21 protein-coding genes are annotated in these 18,317 nt (G+C 71.5%); 1 reads left to right on the top strand and 20 read right to left on the bottom strand.

Annotated features, from left to right (window positions below; translation table 11 throughout):
- The first annotated feature begins 96 nt into the window (after positions 1-96).
- Positions 97-618 (top strand): 3'-5' exoribonuclease domain-containing protein, encoded by a 522-nt coding sequence (locus OG254_RS38120; protein WP_405595432.1) that lies wholly within the window; start codon positions 97-99, stop codon positions 616-618.
- Here OG254_RS38120 and OG254_RS38115 read toward each other — a convergent pair.
- From OG254_RS38115 to OG254_RS38020, 20 genes are all read right to left on the bottom strand, one after another.
- A complete protein-coding gene (locus tag OG254_RS38115) occupies positions 584-1,969 on the bottom strand; it encodes a nucleobase:cation symporter-2 family protein (protein WP_405591238.1) in 1,386 nt (461 codons plus the stop codon). The genes OG254_RS38120 and OG254_RS38115 overlap by 35 nt on opposite strands.
- Before the next feature lie 227 nt (positions 1,970-2,196).
- Positions 2,197-3,576: an 8-oxoguanine deaminase gene (locus OG254_RS38110; RefSeq protein WP_405591235.1), complete on the bottom strand. Its 1,380-nt coding sequence runs from the start codon at positions 3,574-3,576 to the stop codon at positions 2,197-2,199.
- Between the two features lie 120 nt (positions 3,577-3,696).
- On the bottom strand, positions 3,697-4,620 hold the full coding sequence (pucL, locus tag OG254_RS38105; RefSeq protein ID WP_405591232.1) for a factor-independent urate hydroxylase: 924 nt from the start codon (positions 4,618-4,620) through the stop codon (positions 3,697-3,699).
- A 5-nt stretch (positions 4,621-4,625) separates the two neighbouring features.
- The gene (uraH, locus tag OG254_RS38100) at positions 4,626-5,018 is read right to left on the bottom strand and encodes a hydroxyisourate hydrolase (RefSeq protein WP_351199600.1); all 393 of its coding nucleotides are present in this window, start codon (positions 5,016-5,018) and stop codon (positions 4,626-4,628) included.
- 7 nt (positions 5,019-5,025) lie between these two features.
- Positions 5,026-5,535: a 2-oxo-4-hydroxy-4-carboxy-5-ureidoimidazoline decarboxylase gene (uraD, locus tag OG254_RS38095; protein WP_405591229.1), complete on the bottom strand. Its 510-nt coding sequence runs from the start codon at positions 5,533-5,535 to the stop codon at positions 5,026-5,028.
- A 123-nt stretch (positions 5,536-5,658) separates the two neighbouring features.
- Complete coding sequence (locus OG254_RS38090) at positions 5,659-6,027, bottom strand: helix-turn-helix domain-containing protein (protein ID WP_405591226.1); 369 nt, start codon at positions 6,025-6,027, stop codon at positions 5,659-5,661.
- Complete coding sequence (locus tag OG254_RS38085; protein ID WP_405591223.1) at positions 6,024-6,275, bottom strand: hypothetical protein; 252 nt, start codon at positions 6,273-6,275, stop codon at positions 6,024-6,026. Before OG254_RS38085 ends, OG254_RS38090 begins: the two co-directional genes overlap by 4 nt.
- A gap of 91 nt (positions 6,276-6,366) precedes the next feature.
- A complete protein-coding gene (gene hypE / locus OG254_RS38080; RefSeq protein ID WP_405591221.1) occupies positions 6,367-7,422 on the bottom strand; it encodes a hydrogenase expression/formation protein HypE in 1,056 nt (351 codons plus the stop codon).
- Positions 7,415-8,542, bottom strand: a complete 1,128-nt coding sequence (hypD, locus tag OG254_RS38075; RefSeq protein WP_405591218.1) for a hydrogenase formation protein HypD — start codon at positions 8,540-8,542, stop codon at positions 7,415-7,417. The genes hypE and hypD overlap by 8 nt, the downstream gene beginning before the upstream one ends.
- The gene (locus tag OG254_RS38070) at positions 8,539-8,844 is read right to left on the bottom strand and encodes a HypC/HybG/HupF family hydrogenase formation chaperone (protein WP_351199611.1); all 306 of its coding nucleotides are present in this window, start codon (positions 8,842-8,844) and stop codon (positions 8,539-8,541) included. The genes hypD and OG254_RS38070 overlap by 4 nt, the downstream gene beginning before the upstream one ends.
- Before the next feature lie 28 nt (positions 8,845-8,872).
- Positions 8,873-11,245: a carbamoyltransferase HypF gene (hypF, locus tag OG254_RS38065; protein WP_405591215.1), complete on the bottom strand. Its 2,373-nt coding sequence runs from the start codon at positions 11,243-11,245 to the stop codon at positions 8,873-8,875.
- Positions 11,242-12,024, bottom strand: coding sequence for a hydrogenase nickel incorporation protein HypB (gene hypB / locus OG254_RS38060; protein ID WP_405591212.1), 783 nt, complete (start codon positions 12,022-12,024; stop codon positions 11,242-11,244). Before hypB ends, hypF begins: the two co-directional genes overlap by 4 nt.
- Before the next feature lie 3 nt (positions 12,025-12,027).
- Positions 12,028-12,426, bottom strand: coding sequence for a hydrogenase maturation nickel metallochaperone HypA (hypA, locus tag OG254_RS38055; RefSeq protein WP_405591209.1), 399 nt, complete (start codon positions 12,424-12,426; stop codon positions 12,028-12,030).
- 140 nt (positions 12,427-12,566) lie between these two features.
- A complete protein-coding gene (locus OG254_RS38050) occupies positions 12,567-12,680 on the bottom strand; it encodes a DUF6893 family small protein (RefSeq protein WP_405591206.1) in 114 nt (37 codons plus the stop codon).
- A complete protein-coding gene (locus OG254_RS38045; RefSeq protein ID WP_351199619.1) occupies positions 12,677-13,219 on the bottom strand; it encodes a hydrogenase maturation protease in 543 nt (180 codons plus the stop codon). Before OG254_RS38045 ends, OG254_RS38050 begins: the two co-directional genes overlap by 4 nt.
- Positions 13,216-14,631, bottom strand: coding sequence for a hypothetical protein (locus tag OG254_RS38040; protein ID WP_405591203.1), 1,416 nt, complete (start codon positions 14,629-14,631; stop codon positions 13,216-13,218). Before OG254_RS38040 ends, OG254_RS38045 begins: the two co-directional genes overlap by 4 nt.
- Entirely contained in the window at positions 14,628-15,311 is a 684-nt protein-coding gene (locus OG254_RS38035; protein ID WP_147995723.1) for a DUF6084 family protein, read from the bottom strand. Before OG254_RS38035 ends, OG254_RS38040 begins: the two co-directional genes overlap by 4 nt.
- Positions 15,308-15,937, bottom strand: a complete 630-nt coding sequence (locus OG254_RS38030) for a DUF5947 family protein (protein ID WP_405591200.1) — start codon at positions 15,935-15,937, stop codon at positions 15,308-15,310. The genes OG254_RS38035 and OG254_RS38030 overlap by 4 nt, the downstream gene beginning before the upstream one ends.
- The gene (locus OG254_RS38025; protein WP_405591197.1) at positions 15,934-16,449 is read right to left on the bottom strand and encodes a hypothetical protein; all 516 of its coding nucleotides are present in this window, start codon (positions 16,447-16,449) and stop codon (positions 15,934-15,936) included. The genes OG254_RS38030 and OG254_RS38025 overlap by 4 nt, the downstream gene beginning before the upstream one ends.
- The gene (locus OG254_RS38020; protein ID WP_405591194.1) at positions 16,446-18,230 is read right to left on the bottom strand and encodes a nickel-dependent hydrogenase large subunit; all 1,785 of its coding nucleotides are present in this window, start codon (positions 18,228-18,230) and stop codon (positions 16,446-16,448) included. The genes OG254_RS38025 and OG254_RS38020 overlap by 4 nt, the downstream gene beginning before the upstream one ends.
- Positions 18,231-18,317 lie beyond the last annotated feature (87 nt).

Genomic DNA, 18,317 nt, shown 5'->3' with positions numbered 1-18,317 from the left:
CCTCCCTGTCCCGGTGTGCCCTCTTACCTCCCAACCGTAGGTGAGTATTTGTCCGTCGACATCGAGGCCGACGGCCCGATCCCCGGCCCGTACTCCATGCTGAGCTTCGGCGCGGCGGTCGCCGGGGTGCAGGACGCCGACCGTTTCACGCCGGCCGACCCGGAGGAGCGGACCTTCTACCGGGAGCTGCGGCCGATCAGTGAGGAATTCGTGCCGGAGGCGCTGGCCGTGAGCGGCCTTGACCGGGAGCGGCTCGCGAGCGAGGGCAGTGAACCGGCCACCGCGCTCGCCGAGTTCAGCGCATGGGTGCGTGAGGTGAGCGCCGGGGCGCAGCCGGTGATGTGCGGCTACCCGGCGTCGTACGACTGGACGTTCCTGTACTGGTACCTGATCCGCTTCACCGGCACGAGCCCGTTCGGGCACTCGGGCTGCCTCGACATGAAGACGCTGTACGCGACGAAGGCGGGGCTGCCGTTGCGGGCGGTGGCGAAGGGCACGATGCCGCGTGAACTGCTGTCGCGGCGTCGTCACACGCACCATGCGCTGGACGACGCCGTCGAGCAGGCCGAGCTCTTCGCCAACCTCATGGTGTGGCAGGGGCCCGGGTCGCCCCGGTGATCTCCTCTCCTGCCTCCATGGGATGAGTGACGTCCTGGGCGTCACGGCCCCTGCCCAGGTGGTTGAAGACGAGGTTCAGGGCCACCGCCGCCACACAGCCCGTCGAGATGCCCGAGTCCAGGACGATCCGGACCGTCTCCGGGAACGCGTGGTAGAACTCCGGCGCCGTGATCGGGATGATGCCGACGGCCAGCGAGACGGCGACGATCAGGATGTTGTTGTCCTTCTCCAGGCCGGCCCGGACGAGGGTCTGGATGCCGCTCGCGGCCACCGACCCGAAGAGGACCACGCCCGCGCCGCCCAGCACCGGGCGCGGTACGACGGCGATGAGCGACGCGGCCATCGGGCACAGGCCCATCAGCACCAGGAAGCCACCACCGGTGGCGACGACGTACCGGCTGCGGATCTTCGTCATCGCGACCAGGCCGATGTTCTGGGCGAAGGCGCTGCACATGAAGCCGTTGAACAGCGGGCTGAGCGCCGAGCCGAGGGTGTCGGCGCGCAGGCCGGCCGCGATGGTCTTCTCGTCGGCCGGGCGCTCGACGATCTCGCCCAGCGCCAGCATGTCGGCCGTCGATTCGGTCATCGACACCACCATCACCACGCACAGCGAGATGATCGCGGCGAGCTGGAACTGCGGGGCGCCGAAGTGGAACGGGGTCGGGAAGCCGATCACGCTCGCGTCCGCCACCGGGCCGAAGTCCGTGACGCCGAACGGGATCGCGATCAGCGTGCCGATCACCAGGCCGAGCAGCACCGCGATCTGCTTGACGAAGCCCCGGGTGAAGCGGCGCAGGAGCAGGACGATCAGCAGGGTGACCGCCGCCAGCCCCAGGTTCGTCGCCGAACCGTAGTCGTCCGCTGCGGGGTTGGGGCCCTGGGCCCAGTTGAAGGCGACCGGGAGAAGGGATATGCCGATCAGGGTGATGACCGTACCCGTCACGACCGGTGGGAAGAAGCGGACCGCCTTGCTGAAGAAGGGTGCGGCCAGGAAGCCGAGGAGACCGGCGACGATGACCGCGCCGAAGATGATCGGCAGGGCGTCGGACTTGTCCTCGGTGGAGGCGACGATCGCCGTCATGGGGGCGACGCCGGCGAAGGTGACGCCGTTGACGAAGGGCAGCCGGGCGCCGATCTTCCAGATACCGAGCGTCTGGAGGAAGGTCGCGATGCCCGCGGTGAACAGGCAGGCGCCGGTGAGGAAAGTGAGTTCGGTGGCGGAGAGGCCGATGGCCGCGCCGACGATCAGGGGCGGGGCGACGACGCCCGCGTACATGGCGGCCACGTGCTGAAGGCCGGTGGTCGCCATTTTGAGGGCGGGGAGTTTCTCGTCGACGGGGTGGGTGGACACGGGCGGCTCCTCCGGTCGGTTAACAGCACGTCGGCTCTGACGTGGGTTTCAAGGAGGTGGTGCGCGGTCGTGCGGGACCGAGGGGACGGAGCCCCAAATAAGGGGCACGGTGACCGTTCCGGGGCGCACGCATGGGCGGGCGCCCCGGAGACGGCCGCCATGGACCCCGCTCGGGTCCACGGCTACCGGTCGAGGGCCGTCCCCCTCGACCGGAGATCTTCAACCGGTCAGCCCTGCGCGGCGATCTGCGCGAGCCGCCGGGCCTGGTCCCGCGTGCTGCGGGCGATCGCGTCCTCGTCGGCGGTCAGCAGAGTTCCGTCCTCGACGATCTGCCGGCCGTTCACGAACGACGCCGTGACCGGGGCCGCCGCGCCGAAGACCAGCGCGGTCACCGGGTCGGCGATGGAGGCGTGGGCGAGCGTGTCCAGCTTCCACAGCACGAGGTCGGCGAGCTTGCCCGGCTCCAGGGAGCCGATCTCGGCCGCGCGGCCCAGGACCTGGGCGCCGCCGTACGTCCCGAGGCGCAGGGCCTGCCGGGCGTTCAGGGCGGCCTCGCGGTGGGCGCCGAGGCGGTTGATGAGCAGGGCGTTGCGCAGTTCGGTGTGCAGTTCGCCAGACTCGTTGGAGGCGGTGCCGTCGACGCCGAGGCCGACCGGGACTCCGGCCGCGAGCATGTCGGGGACGCGAGCGATGCCGGCGGCGAGGCGGGCGTTGGACGAGGGGCAGTGGGCGACGCCGGTCTTCGTGCGGGCGAAGGCGGCGATGTCGGAGTCGTTCATGTGGACGCAGTGCGCCATCCACACGTCCTCACCGAGCCAGCCGGTGGACTCGAAGTAGTCGGTCGGGCCCATGCCGAACAGCTCGTGGCAGAACTTCTCCTCCTCCACGGTCTCCGAGCCGTGGGTGTGCATGCGCACGCCGAGGCGGCGGGCGAGCTCGCCGCCCTGCCTGAGGAGTTCGGTGGAGATGGAGAACGGGGAGCAGGGGGCGACGGCGACCTGGGTCATCGCGTCGAAGGAGGCGTCGTGGTGCTGCTTGACGGTCTCCTCGGTCGCGGCGAGGGCGCCTTCGAGGGTCTCGACGGCGAAGTCGGGCGGCAGTCCGCCGTCCTTCTCGCTGCGGTCCATGGAGCCGCGGGCGAGGGTGAAGCGGACACCCATGTCGCGGGCGGCGCCGATGATCGCGCCGGACAGGTCGCCGGAGCCCTTCGGGAAGACGTAGTGGTGGTCCATGGCCGTGGTGACGCCACCGCGGGCCATCATCGCCAGCGAGCCCTGCGCGGCGGAGCGCACCATCTGCTCGTCGATGCGCGCCCAGGTCGGGTACAGGGCGACGAGCCAGTCGAAGAGGTTGTGGTCGGTGGCCAGGCCCCGGGTGATCCACTGGTAGAAGTGATGGTGGGTGTTGACCAGGCCGGGGGTCACCAGGTGCCCGGTGGCGTCGATACGGCGTACGACGTTCTCCAGGCCCTCGGGGGCCCTGCCCGCGCCCAGCGACTCGATGCGGTTGTCCGCGATGACGAGGTGGCCGGTGGCGTGCTCGGTGTCGTGCGCGTCCACGGTCGCGATCGAACAGTTCTCGATGACGATGCGCTGGGCTGCTGCCATGATTCGTCCTTTGCGCTTGGGTGGAGTGGGCACGGCAGGACCCTGGAGATTTGAGTACCGCGGCCGGGGGCTTTCCAAGCCCGGCCCGCCGGCCGCGGGTGCCGAAATGCAGTTACCGGCTCAGAGGTTGGTCAGGTCCACCGGGATCTTCGGCTCACAGCCGTCCCGCAGGATGGTGGCCTCGATCAGGCCGTAGGGGCGGTCGGCGGCGAAGTACACCTCGTTGTCGTTCTTCAGCCCGAACGGCTCCAGGTCCACGAGGAAGTGGTGCTTGTTCGGGAGGGAGAAGCGGACCTCGTCGATCTCGCTGCGGTTGTTGATGATCCGCGAACCCATCTGGTACAGGGTCTGCTGGAGCGACAGGGAGTAGGTCTCGGCGAAGGCGTGGAGCATGTGCTTCTTGGTCTGCTCGTACGACTTCTCCCAGTTGGGCATCCGCTGCTCGTCGTCGGTCCAGTTGAACCGCCAGCGGCCGGAGACCTGGGTGGCCAGGATGCGGTCGTACGCCTCCTGGAGCGTCGTGTACTTGTCCTTGACGTAGCCCCAGAACTCGGAGTTCGTCGAGTTCATCACGACGAGGTCCTTCAGACCCGAGATGACCTCCCAGGACGAACCGTCGTAGGTGATCTGGGTGACCCGGGTCTCCTGGCCCTTGCGGACGAAGGAGTGCTTGACCTCGTCGGCGCCGATGAACTGGGAGTTGGCGTCGGAGGCGTCGATCCGCTCCCAGGCGTACTCCTCGATACGGATCCGGGCCGTCTTGATCGGCTCCTGACTCGTGACGAAGTGGCGCGCGAGGTGGATGCCGAACTGCTCGGCCGACTCGATGCCGTGCTCCTTGGCGAACGCGTACACCGTGTTCTTGGTGGTGTCGGTCGGCAGGCAGTGGGCGTTCGAGCCGGAGTAGTGGACCTCGGCCATGTCGCCGCTCAGCGCCACGGATACGTTCAGGTCCTTGATGTAGTGGGTGGCGCCGTCCCGCGTGATCTTTACGACTCGGTTCTCGGCCTTGCCGTACTGGTTCTGTCCCAGGATCGTGGGCATGTCTGCTAGCTCCCTCGGTAAACGGAGTAGCCGAACGGGTTGAGCAGCAGCGGTACGTGGTAATGCTCCCCGGGGTTCACGGCGAAGGTGATCGCCACCTCGGGGAAGAACACGGCACCGCTGTCCCGATTCGCGGGGGCGTCCTGCTGCGCATCGGCTTGCTTCTTCTCGAAATACGGCTCCACGGCGAAGTCGAGCCGTACGTGTGTGGTGCCTTCCGGCAGCGCCGGGAGGTCCTTGCACCGCCCGTCCGCATCGGTCGCGGAGCCGCCGAGCGCCTGCCAGTCCGCCTCGTGCCCGGAGCGGGCGGAAAGGTGGATGGCGACGCCTTCGGCGGGACGGCCGACGCTGGTGTCCAGGATGTGGGTGGACACGGAGGCGGTGGTGCTGGTGCTCATGCTGCTGTCAGTCCTCTTCGACGATGCGGGCGAGCCGAATACGGTTGATCTTGCCCAGCTCGGTGCGGACGATCTCCCGCTCCTGCTCCGGCGAGTTGCCGATCCGCTCCTTGACCGCGTCGCGCATCTCCTCGCCGGTCCGGCCGGTGGCGCAGATCAGGAAGACATGGCCGAACCGGTCCTGGTAGGCCAGGTTGAGTTCGAGCAGCTCCGCCTTGAGCTCCTCGGAGGCGCCGGCCATGCCGCGCTGCTCCCGGGCCGAGGTCGGGTCGCCCGGCTTGGGGCGGCCGATCGGCGGGTGCCCGGCCATGGCCTGCGCGAGGTCCTCGGTGCTCAGCTCGGCCATGGCGGCGTCACTGGCGGTGTAGAGGTCGCCGACGGTGGCGTAGGGGCGGGCGGCGAGCAGCCGCCGCACCCATGCCGTGGAGGCGCACGCCTCGTGGAGAGCGGCGTGGGCCGCGTGCTCCTCCAGGGCGTTGAACCGGGCCAGGCCCGGGGGCAGGGAATTCGACGTCACGGGAGCCTCCGTGGCCGCGAAGGGCCTTCGTGCTGAACGGGCGTGCCGATAGCTAACGCCCTACGACGACGAGACGTCAACACTTTGTTGAAAATTCGCAGCAACGAAACCGGGTAAGCCGCCTCAGGCGTTCTTGTCACGGTTGAGATAGTTGTAGACCGTGAAGCGGCTCACGCCGAGCGCGCTCGCCACGGTCTCCACGCCGTGCCGTACGGAGAAGGCACCACGCGCTTCCAGTATCCGTACGACCTCCTGCTTGGCCTTGCGGTCCAGGTCGGCCAGCGGCTTGCCTTGCCGGCGCTCCATGGCGGCCAGGATGTGGTCGAGGGAGTCGGCCAGCTGGGGCAGGCGCACGGCGACGACGTCGGCGCCCTCCCAGGAGAGCACGACATCCTCGGGCCCGGCCTCGTCCGGCGGGAGTATCTCGCCGCCCATGGCGTCGACCAGCGGCTTCACGGCCGCGATGAAGGGCTCGTCCCCGGTGCCGGTCACTCCTGACCCTCCCCGACCACGTTGACCTGGAGCGAGATCCGGGTGGCGCCGGCCTCCAGGGTCTTGCGCAGCAGGGCGTCCACGGCGGTGAGCACGGCGTCGGTGCCGCCCTCCGCCGTGTTCCCGAACGGGCCCACGTCCACTTCGTCGAGCTCGGCAGCCTCGATGACCTGGCGGGCGACCAGCGCGTGCGCGGGTGCCTCGTCGAGGTCGAAGGGCTCGGTCGTGAACTCCACTCTCAATCGCACGCGCTCAACCTAACGCGCGCGCGTTTGTTCGGGCAGCCCCTTCACCACCGGCGCGAGGTGTCCTGACAGGTCACAGGGCATGCCGGCCGGCTCAGCAGATCCGCGGCAGCTGCTCCCCGAGCGGCAGGTCGACGACGCGTGTGCCGCCCAGCCCGGTGCGGGCCACGACCATGCCGGGGTGTGCCTCGACGGCCTCCCCGATGATCGCGGAGTCCGCGCCCAGCGGGTGGGCCCGCATCGCCTCCAGCACGGCGTCGGCGTGCTCGCGCGGGACGAAGGCCACCAGCTTGCCCTCGTTGGCGATGTACATCGGGTCGAGGCCCAGGATGGCGCAGACGTTCGCCACGGCGGCCGGGACGGGGACGTCGCGTTCCCGGACGACCACGCCCGTGCCGGAGGCGGCCGCGATCTCGTTGAGCGAGGCCGCGACGCCGCCCCGGGTCGGGTCGCGCAGCACATGCAGATCCGGGGTGACGGCGAGCATGGCGTCGACCAGGCCGCCGAGCGCCGCGCAGTCGCTCTCGATCTCCACGCCGAACTCCAGGCCCTCCCGGACGCTCATGACCGCCACCCCGTGGACACCGACGGAGCCGCTGACGATCACGACGTCGCCGGGGACGACCCGCTGCGGACGCAGGTCGACGCCCGCCGGGACGACACCGATCCCGGCCGTGTTGACGTAGATCCCGTCGCCGTGTCCGGCCTCCACCACCTTGGTGTCACCGGTCGCCACCTCCACGCCGGCGGTGCGCGCGGCCGCGCCCAGTGCCTCGGCGACCCGGGTGACCGTCTCCAGCTCGACGCCCTCTTCGAGGATGAATCCGCAGGAGAGGTAGGCGGCGCGGGCCCCGCTCATGGCGAGGTCGTTGACCGTGCCGTTGACCGCCAGGTCGCCGATGCTGCCGCCGGGGAAGAACAGCGGCCGCACCACGAAGGAGTCCGTGGAGAAGGCCAGCCGGGCTCCACCGAGGGAGAGGACGGCGGCGTCGCCCATCTGCGCGAGCACCTCGCCGCCGAAGGCGGGGGCGAAGATCTGCTGGACCAGCTCGGCGGAGAGAGCGCCCCCGCCGCCGTGTCCCATGACGACGCGGGGCCGGTCGCGCAGCGGGGCCGGACAGGTCCACGAGGTCACATCGAGGTCAGACAACGGGGCTCGCCTCCCGGGCCGTGGCGGCGGGCAGGTCCAGCCGCCGGTACAGGTAGTACGCCGCGCAGGCGCCCTCGCTGGAGACCATGGTGGCGCCCAGCGGTGTACGAGGGGTGCACAGGGTGCCGAAGGCGCTGCACTCGTGCGGCTTGAGCAGTCCCTGCAGGACCTCTCCGCTGCGGCACTCGGCCGGTTCCTCGGTCCGGATCCCCTCGACCGAGAAGCGGTGCTCGGCGTCGTGGTCGCGGTACTTCGGCGACAGCCGCCAGCCGCTGCCGGGGATCACCCCGATGCCCCGCCAGGCGCGGTCGGTGACCTCGAAGACGTCCTCCAGCATGGCCCGCGCGGCGGGGTTGCCCTCGGGCCGTACGGCACGCGCGTAGGCGTTGTCGACGGTGTGCTCGCCGCGCTCCAGCTGCCGTACGGTCAGGCGTACGCCTTCGAGGATGTCCAGCGGCTCGAAACCCGTCACCACGATCGGCACCCGGAAGCGCTCCGCCAGCTCCGGGTACTCCCCCATCCCCATCACGCTGCACACGTGCCCGGCCGCGAGGAAGCCCTGCACCCGGCAGCTCGGCGACGACATGATCGCCTCGATGGCGGGCGGGACGCGGACGTGGGACACCAGCATGCTGAAGTTGCGGACGCCCAGCCTGCGGGCCTGATGGACCGTCATGGCGTTGGGCGGCGCGGTCGTCTCGAAGCCGATGCCGAAGAACACCACCTCGCGGTCCGGGTTCTGCTGGGCGATCCGCAGGGCGTCGAGCGGCGAGTACACGACGCGTACGTCGCCGCCCTCGCCGCGCACCTGGAACAGGTCCCGGCCGGTGCCGGGGACCCGCAGCATGTCGCCGAACGAGCAGAAGATCACCTCGGGGCGGGAGGCGATCTCCAGCGCCTTGTCGATGACCTCCAGCGGGGTCACACAGACGGGACAGCCCGGCCCGTGGATCAACTCGACCTCGTCGGGCAGGAGCTGGTCGAGACCGTGCCGGATGATGCTGTGCGTCTGCCCTCCGCACACCTCCATCAGCGCCCACGGCCTGGTCACCGTGGCCCGGATGTCGTCGAGGAGCCGGCGGGCCAGCTCCGGGTCCTGGAACTCTTCGATGTACTTCACTGGTTGTGCACCTCTTCCACCGGGGCCGCGCCCGCCTCGGCCGCCGCCATCTCCCAGGCGTCGCCGAACTCCTCCTGGAGCATGCCGAGCTCGGCGAACAGCTCCAGCGTCTGCTTCGCCGACTCCTCGTCCAGTCGCTGGAGCGCGAACCCGACGTGGACGATGGCGTACTCGCCGACCTGGAGGTCCGGCAGATACTCCAGGCACACCTCCTTGACCACGCCGCCGAAGTCGACGGTGGCCATCCGGGTGCCGTCCCGTTCCTCGATCTCCAGCACTCTGCCGGGTACCGCCAGGCACATGGGCATCTCCTGTGGGGTCGGGTGTTACTCAGTCGTCGGTCGTCGTCCGGGCTGCCACCATCAGCTGGCCCAGCGCCAGGCCGCCGTCGCCCGGCGGCACCAGCCGGTGCCGCAGAACCGTGAAGCCGTCCGTGCGCAGGGCAGCCGAACAGGCCGAGGACAGCAGCGTGTTGGCGAACACGCCGCCGGTCAGGGCCACCGTGTCCAGCCCGTGCCGTTCCCGCGCCCGCCGGCACATGGCGTGCACGAGTGCGGCCACGCCGCGGTGGAACCTGGCCGCGATGGCCGCCGCTCCGTCGCCCGCCCGCAGGTCGCGGACGATCGCCGCGAGGACGGGCGCGGCGTCGGCTCGAACCGGGGCTCCGTCGCCATCGCCGTCGCGCAGCCCGAAGGCGTACGCGGTCGTGTCGCCGGCGGGCGCGTCCAGCGCGGCGGCCTCCAGCTCCACGGCGGCCTGTGCCTCGTAGCCGGCGCGGTGGCAGACACCGGCGAGCGAGGACACGGCGTCGAAGAGCCGGCCCATGCTGGAGGTGGGGACGCAGTTCAGGTCGCGCTCCAACTGCCGCTGGAGTAGGCGCAGTTCGTCGGGCGGGCAGGCGGCCGTGCAGGCGAGGTCGCCGGACCAGTCGATGCCGGCCGCGCGCAGGTGGGCCAGCGCCATCCGGTACGGCCTGCGCACCGCCGTGTCCCCGCCGGGCAGGGGGACGTACGCGAGATGCCCGAAGCGGGTGAAGCCGGCGTAGTCCGCGAGCAGGAACTCCCCGCCCCACACCGCGCCGTCGTCGCCATGGCCGGTGCCGTCGAAGGCGACGCCGATCACCTGCCGGGTGCCGTCCAGCCCGTGCTCGGCCATCGCGGCGGCGATGTGGGCGTGATGGTGCTGGACGCGTACGACGGCCCGGCCGGCCGCGTTCCGGTCGGCCCATCGCGCGGAGCGGTAGGCAGGGTGCCGGTCGCACGCCAGGCTACTCGGCCGTACCCCCGTGATGGACTCCAGCTGCTCCACGGCGCGTTCGAAGGCCGCTTGCGTCGCGACGTCGTCCATGTCGCCGATGTGCGCCGACAGCCAGGCCTGGCGCCCCTCGCCGAGGCAGAAGGCGTTCTTCAGGTCTCCGCCGGTGGCCAGGGCGGGGCCGACCGGCAGCGGGAGGGTGACGGGCAGCGGGGCGTAGCCGCGGGAGCGCCGGAGCACCAGCGGCTCTTTGCCGCACACGCGGACCACGGAGTCGTCGCACGGCACATGGATCGGCCGGTCGTGGGTGAGCCAGGCGTCGGCGAGGTGCGCGAGCCGCTCCAGGGCCTCGGCGTCGTCGGTGACGATCGGCTCGCCGGAGAGGTTGCCGCTGGTCATGACGAGCAGCCGGGGGCCGTCCGGGTCGCCGGGCAGCCCGAGCAGGAGATGGTGCAGCGGGGTGTACGGCAGCATCACGCCGAGGTCGGGACTGCCGGGCGCGACGGCGCCGGCGGGCCGCACCGCCCCCTCGGCGTACGACGGGTCCGGGCGCCGCCGCAGCAGCACGACGGGCCGGACGGCGCCTTCGAGCAGGCGACGCTCCTCGGGGCCCAGCCGGACGAGGTGCTCGATGTCGCCCGCGCTCCTCGCCATGACGGCGAAGGGCTTGTCGCCCCGGGCCTTGCGGCGGCGCAGGAGCGAGACGGCGTCGGCGTTCGCGGCGTCGCAGGCGAGGTGGTAGCCGCCGAGTCCCTTCACGGCGAGGATCGCGCCACGGCCGAGCAGCGCGCGGGCCTCGGTGACCGGGTCCGCGCCCGCGGCGCCCTCGGCCCCCGGGACAATCAGGCGCAGCCGGGGACCGCAGGCCCGGCAGGCGACCGGCTGCGCGTGGAAGCGCCGGTCGGCCGGATCGCCGTACTCGCGCGCGCAGTCGGGGCACATCGGGAAGCCGGCCATCGTGGTGTTCGCCCGGTCGTACGGGACGTCCGTGACGATCGTGAAGCGCGGCCCGCAGTGGGTGCAGTTGACGAACGGGTGGCGGTGGCGCCGGTCGGCCGGGTCGGCCAGTTCGGCGAGGCAGTCGGCGCAGGTGGCCGCGTCCGGGGAGACCAGGGTGCGGGCCGGGCCGCCGGTGCGGGAGGCGAGGATCGTGAACGCCTCGCCGCCGGTGACGGGCAGCTCCTGGTGGTGGACGGACTCCACCCGGGCCAGCGGAGGTGCCTGGACCGCGAGCCGGTCGCAGAAGCGGGCCACCGCCGAGACACTGCCCTCGACCTCGGCGACGACGCCCTCGGACGTGTTGGTCACATGCCCGACCAGGGCGAGTTCGGTGGCGAGGCCGTAGACGTACGGCCGGAAGCCCACGCCCTGCACCACGCCCCGGACGACGACCCGCCGCCGGTGCGGCGGGTCCGGGGCGACGGCGGCCGACCGCGGCGGAGCACTCACGAGCGGGCGGGGGCCGTGGCGGCGGCGTCGGCCGCGCCGGTGTGGGAGTGGGTGTGACCGTGGGCGTGGCCGTGTCCGTGGCCGGCGTCCGGGCGGCGGGCCATGACCGGCGAGTGGAGGGGCGCGCCTCCCGCCGCGGCGAGGGCGTGGTCGAGCAGCGTGCCGACGCCGCGTCCCCGACGGGCCGAGGTGAGAACCACCTCCACGCCCGGGTTGACGCGCTCCACGTTCGCCCGGAACGCGCCCTCGTCGAACTCCACCGCCTCGGCGATGTCGGTCTTGGTGACCACGACCAGTTGGGCCAGGCCGAACGCGGTCGGGTACTTGAGCGGCTTGTCCTCGCCCTCGGTCACGGAGGCGAGGACGACCCTGAGGGTCTCCCCCAGGTCGTAGGAGGCGGGGCAGACCAGGTTGCCGACGTTCTCCACGAACAGCAGCCGGGTGTCGTCGGGCAGCCATCCGAGCAGGTGCCCGGCGAGCATCGCCGCCTCCAGATGGCACAGCCCGTCGGTGAGCACCTGCTTGACCGGGACGCCGGAACGCGCGAGCCGTTCGGCGTCGTTCTCGGTGGCGAGGTCGGCGGTGAGCGCCGCGACGGCGACGGACCGCTCCCGCGCCAGCAGCAGTTCGCGTTCCAGCAGCGCGGTCTTGCCGCTGCCGGGGCTGGAGAGCAGGTTGACGACGGTGGTGCCACGGGAGTCGAGGTGCGTGCGCAGGAGGTGGGCGCTCGCGTCGTTCTTCGCGAGCACGGCCTGTTGCAGGTCGACGACACGGCACATGGTTCAGCACTCCTCGAGGGTCGGTTCGTGGGTGGCCGCGTGCGGGGGGTCGCCGTCCCCCCACCTCACCTCGGCGATCTGGAGCTCCCGGCCCGAGACCAGCTCGACCTCGGCGCCGCCGCACTCGGGGCAGCTCAGCCGGGGCGGCATGCCGGCGGCCCACTCGTGCGCGCAGGGCGTGCAGCGGGCCCGTCCGGGCACCGGTTCGGTGACCAGTTCGGCGCCTTCCAGCAGGGTTCCGGCGCAGGCGAGTTCGAAGCAGAAGGCGAGGGAGTCGGGTACGACGCCGGCCAGCTCGCCCACGAGCAGCCGCACCGAGCGCACCGAGGTGACGTCCGAGGTCTGTGCGGCGGCCGTTTCCACCTGGTCGATCACGGCCAGGGCGACGGACATCTCGTGCATGGGTCCTCGTCCTCCCGGGGCGGGCCTTCATTAGAGGCGAGCGCCCCAGGTGCGAGGGCCCGGCACGCCGTGGCCGGGCCCTCGGGTACACCGTTCGACGCAAGGCGGCGGCAGCCGCCGGTCGCCCGGCGGGCGTGGGTTCACATCCGGCGCATCCGGAAGTAGCGCCTGAGGTCGGGCAGCACCTGTGTGACGACGGCGGCCGCAGCGGCCAGCGCGGCTCCGGCGGCACCGGCAGCGATGATCTTCTTCATCCCGTCTCTCCTCTGGTGGAAGCTTCTGCGGTCGGGGCCTGTACCAAGGCCGGCGAGCCGCCCTGGAGCAACTCTTCGATCAGGCGAACGGCCCGGGGTACGGCCTCGGACACCGGCGGGCTGAGCCCGATGCCCTCGTCGGTCGAGGCCGGTTCGCATCCGACGACCAGGACGCGCCGGGGTGGCTGTCCGCCGGTGCCGGCGCACAGGGTGTCCAGCAGCGCCAGGACGGTGTCGGGCGTCATGCGGTGGCCGTCGATCGCGGGAACGGCCTCGCCGGTGGCGCCGGCGCCGGGACCGTCGTGCTCGATCACGTACAGCGTGCCGGGGGCCTCGCCGCGCGCCGTGGCGTCGACGAGGACGAGGGTGTCGTAGCCGTCCAGGAGCTGGTAGGCGAGGTGCACCCCGCGTACTCCGACGTCCAGGACCTCGACGTGTTCCGGCAGGTGCCGTCCGGTCAGGCGGCGGGCGGTCTCCACGCCGAAGCCGTCGTCGCCGAGGAAGATGTTGCCGATGCCGGCGACGAGCGTCCGGGTCATCGGGGAGCCTCCAGCGGTGCGACCTCGTCCGGCTGGAAGTACAGGTAGCGGCCCTGTTCCCGGCGGATGTCGGCGCCGGGGTCGCCGTCGACGGTGACCGCGAGGTGGACCGTGCCGTCGACGTCGTGCAGCACCGCCTCGACGGTCGCCGTGCGGCCGTGGAGGAACAGGTCCTGTGCGTCGGTGTGCCGCAGGCCGGGGCGCAGCTCGACGCGGCTGCCCTTGCCGACCGAGTGGCCGTCGACCATGACCCTGTCCTGCTCGGGGTCGAAGCCCGCGTCGCTCGCCGGGTCCCACCAGGGGGTCTCGGGGCGCGGCACTCCCGGCTCGTCGGGGAGGCCGGCGGTCTCACCGGTGACTTCGCGCAGGCCGCGCACCGCGCCGTGCAGGCGTTCCAGCACCTCGGCCGGCATCGAGTCCGCGAGGTCGATGACCGCGGCGGCCCGTGCGTCGGTGCCGCGGGCCTCGCGTTTCTCCTCGTCGGTGAGGGCGGCGGTGCGCAGGGCGAGGATCTCGTCGATCTCGGTGGCGTCGTAGAGGGCGCCCAGGCTCTCGGGGGCGATGGACGGGTGGTCCTCCAGGATGATCGGCGAGGAGAGCACGAGGTCCGTGCGGCCGGGTTCACCGGCGAGCACGGGCCAGGTGTGCAGATTGCGGCAGGCGGCGACCGCGCCCCTGGCCCACTCGGGGGGATCGGTCATCGACAGGAACGCGCCGGCGTCGAGGGCCATGAGGAGGTGGGTGGCCACCAGGGAGTGCGGCAGGGCCGCGTCCCGGTCGGCGGCGCGACCCTCCAGGGGTGCCCAGGGGGTGGTGTTCTCGACGACGGCGGTGAGCCGTGACACCCGGTAGGGCCCGTCGAGTTCGCGCGCGCACAGCCGCACGACCCCGCTGACCTCGGCGCTGCGCCGGACCAGCCGGCCGACCGTGCGCCCTGCCGAGTCCAGGACGGGCTCGGTTTCCTCCACGGCCGGCTTGCGGAAGGGGAACTCGAGCCCGTCGCCCGTCAGTTCTCCGACCGGCACGACCAACTCGACGCGTTCCTCGGCCCCTTCGTCCCAGGGCACCAGCACCCGGTCGTCGAGAGGGAGTTCGGCCACGGTCTCGAAGCCGCCGTCGGGCAGGGCGCGTTGTACGGTGCGGCGCCGGGCGTGCAGGAAGCGGACCTCGACCGCGAGGGTCGCACCCGCTCTCGGCTCGATCAGGCACTCGGTGTGCTGGAAGTCGTGCTCCTCGCACTCGGCGCCCCAGGCGGGCGGCACCAGGACGCCGAACTGCCAGCGCAGCCGGTTCTTGGCCGCCGAGGCACGGTAGGGGTAGAGCACATACCCCTCGAAGAGCACGGCGTCGGCCACCTGCCGGGCGAGGGCGAGGCGCTCCTCGGTCGCGGGCGCGAACGCGGTGGCGGTCACGGCTCGGTCCTTCCGGTAGTGCCGGTGAGCGTGCGGAAAGGGTCGTTCGCCGGTGGCCGGGCACCTGCGAGCAGCGCCTTGACGGTCGCCTCCCAGGACGGCAGCGCGTGCCGGGACCGGTAGGCGAGCAGGGCGTCCATGGTGTCGCCGGGCAGCCGGATCCAGCCGCAGCCGGGGAAGTGCTGCTCGACCATCTCCCGCCAGGTGGCGACCGGCATCCTGAAGGACGCCTCGCGGTCCCACGGGACGGGCTCCACCCGGAAGCCCCCGGTGCCGGTGAACGCCGTGCCGGAGAACAGCATCAGCAGCGGGACCTCGCCGTCGGTGAGGGCGTCCAGGTAGCGGGTCGCGGCGATGTCCATGTCGTAGGTGCAGGGCACGACGAGGTCCGTCTCGGTCTCCCCGGTGAACGCGGAGACCATCAACGGGACCTGCGCGAACTGCACCGGCTGGAGCGTGCTGCCCCAGCGGGAGCGTTCGCCGAAGAGGTCGGTGAGCCCGTCGGCCTCGGCGGCCGCGTAGCCGCGGCGGGCGGGTTCGATGCGGATCTGGCAGCGCAGCGCGACGGCGTGCACGGGCGTGTCGCCGGACGCGGTGACGCGCAGCCGGAAGACGAGGGTGGGGCCGGCGGCGTAACGGTCGGCGCGCACGCCGACGCAGGCGAAGGAGAACTCGGTCACGGCCGCTCCGCCTCGTCCAGGAGCCGGGCGCGGCGCCGGACGTCGTCGAAGAAGGCGTCCAGCGCGGCCCGCGCTTCCGCGCCGCCGTCGAAGCCCTGCCACAACAGGCGCATCCGGCCGACGAGTTCGTAGCAGACGTCGATCGGGACGAGGTGGCACTCGAAGGCGTCGCCGGTGCGGCGCAGCAGCAGCGCCTCCACGTCCGGTTCGAGGAGTCCGGCGAGCGGGCTGGCGCCGAGGACCTCGTCGAAGGCGGCCGGTTCGAGTTCGCTCTCGGTGGCGCCCGCCGGACTGGGGTAGAGGGCGACCAGCCGGTCGAGCGCCGCGTTGCGGAAGAAGAAGGCGACGCCGACCGGGATCCGCAGCGCCTCCCACGCCCGCTCGTCGAGGCGGTGGCCGGGGTCGGTGAGGTAGCGGGCCGGGACCGCGCGGAAGCGGCCCGCGGCGGCGCCGGGTTGCTCCATGAGCAGCGCGCAGGCGGTGCAGGCGCACACGAGGGCGCGCTGTTCGACGTCGACCAGATGACGGTGGTCCTCGGGCACCGGGGCCGCGCACAGCTCGCATCGCTCGGGCTGCGGCGGACGCTCGGTGAGGAACCTGCGCAGGCCGACCGTGGCCGCGGTCACCGGGCCTTCGTCCCGATCTGCAGCAAGGCGGGCGCCGACTCCAGCTCGACGGCCCTGACCTCCGGCGCGAAGCAGGCGAGCGCCGCCTCGGCGGCCTCCTGGGCGCCGGTGCCGGAGCCACAGCCGCAGCCGCCGCTCGCGGCCGCCCGCAGCCGCAGGGTGCCCGTCTCCTCGTCGAAGCCCGCCACGTCCAGGTCGTGCTGGCGCACGCTGTCCAGGGCCCGGCGGATGCGGGTGTCGCGGTCCTCGGGGTGCAGGTCGTGCAGGACCAGCAGGCTCGCGACGAGTTCGTCGCCGAGGAGCCGGGGAAGCGGTTCGCCGGGCGCGCCCGACAGCAGCTGCAGGACGCGGGCCAGTCCGGAGCCGTAGAAGTCCATGAGGGACCGGACGAGTTCCTCGGCCGCGGCGGCGGTGGCCGGGTCGCCGCTCGCGGACAGCCGGTCGAGGATCTCCTCGATGCGGCGGCCGGTCTCCTCCGCGCTCGCCGGCCGCGCCGTCGTCGTCGCGCTCATCCGCCCAGTCCGCTCAGGCCGGTGGGCACGTGCAGGCTCTTCACGGTCTTGCCGCCGCCGACGTACATGTGGACGCCGCAGGGCAGACAGGGGTCGAAACTGCGCACGGTGCGCATGATGTCGATGCCCTTGAAGTTCTCCGGGGAGTTCTCCTCGAAGATCGGGGTGTTCTGCACGGCGTCCTCGTACGGGCCCGGGGTGCCGTAGCTGTCGCGGACGCTGGCGTTCCAGGGGGTGGGCGGGTACGGGTGGTAGTTGGCGATCTTGCCGTCGCGGATCACCATGTGGTGGGAGAGGACGCCGCGGACGGCCTCGGTGAAGCCGCAGCCGATGCTCTGGTCCGGGACCTCGAACTTCTCCCAGGTCTGGGTGCGTCCGGCCCGCACCTCCTCCAGGCCCTTCTCCGCGCTGTGCAGGGCGACAGCGGCGGCGTACGCCTGGAAGTAGGTGCGCGCGCGGTTGCGTTCCAGCGCGTTGCTCCACTGCGGGATCTTCCACTCGAAGGTGGTCTCCGGCTTGGTCATCGTGCGGGGCAGGTTGATGACCACGCTGTGGCCGGTGGCCTTGACGTACCCGATGTCGACGAGCCCGGACAGGGCGGTGGACCACAGTCGGGCGATGGGGCCGCCGCCGGTGTCCAGGGCGAGGTGGTCCTTGCCGTCGAACCAGCGCGGGGACATCACCCAGCTGTACTTGTCGTCGAAGTCCCGCTTCTGCGGGGCGGGGATGGTGTGCTGGTTCCACGGGTGGCGCGGGTCGACCGGGTTGCCGAGCGGGTCGTGGGTGACGAACTGCTCCTGGCCCTCCCAGTCCTCGTAGTAGGAGCTGCCGAGCAGGATCCGGATGCCGAGGTTGATCTCGGTGAGGTCGTTGGTGACGAGTTTGCCGTCGACGATGATGCCGGGCGTGACGAACATCCGCCGGCCCCAGTCCGTCATGTTGGCGTAGGTGAAGTCGCAGTACTCGGGGTCGTTGAGCGCGCCCCAGCAGCCGAGCAGGACGCGTCGGCGGCCGACCTCCTCGTAGCCGGGCAGGGCCTCGTAGAAGAAGTCGAACAGGTCGTCATGCAGGGGCACGACCCGCTTCATGAACTCCACGTACCGCATCAGACGGCTCATGTAGTCCGTGAAGAGCTGTACGGAGGCGACAGTGCCGACACCGCCCGGGTAGAGCGTGGAGGGGTGCACATGGCGGCCCTCCATGAGGCAGAACATCTCCCGCGTGTAGCGGCTGACCTGGAGGGCCTCGCGGTAGAACTCGCCCTCCAGCGGGTTCAGCGAGCGCATGATGTCGGCGATCGTGCGGTAGCCGTGCTCGGCGGCGTGCGGGGCCTCGGTGCGCTCGGCGAGTTCGAGGACGCCGGGGTTGGTCTCCTTGACCATCTTCTCGCAGTAGTCGACCCCGACCAGGTTCTCCTGGAAGATGTTGTGGTCGAACATGTACTCGGCGGACTCGCCGAGGTTGATGATCCACTCACCGAGGTGCGGGGGCTTCACGCCGTACGCCATGTTCTGCGCGTACACCGAGCAGGTGGCGTGGTTGTCGCCGCAGATCCCGCAGATGCGGCTGGTGATGAAGTGGGCGTCGCGCGGGTCCTTGCCGCGCATGAAGACGCTGTAGCCGCGGAAGACCGACGAGGTGCTGTAGCACTCCGCGACCCGCTTCTGCTTGAAGTCGATCTTCGTGTGGATGCCGAGGCTGCCCACGATCCGGGTGATCGGATCCCAGGACATCTCCACCAGGCCGCTGCCGTCACCGGCCGCCTTCGTCCTCGCTGCCATCGTCGTTTGCCGTGCCCTTCGTTGTGCGGGAGGTTCGGGTCGTGTGTCGGGGGTGCACGAAGCAGGGGCGGATCAGGGGTGACGGGG

Source organism: Streptomyces sp. NBC_01092 (assembly GCF_045039535.1).
In the GTDB taxonomy this organism is placed as follows: domain Bacteria; phylum Actinomycetota; class Actinomycetes; order Streptomycetales; family Streptomycetaceae; genus Streptomyces.
This window is presented reverse-complemented; position numbering and strand designations above follow the sequence as displayed.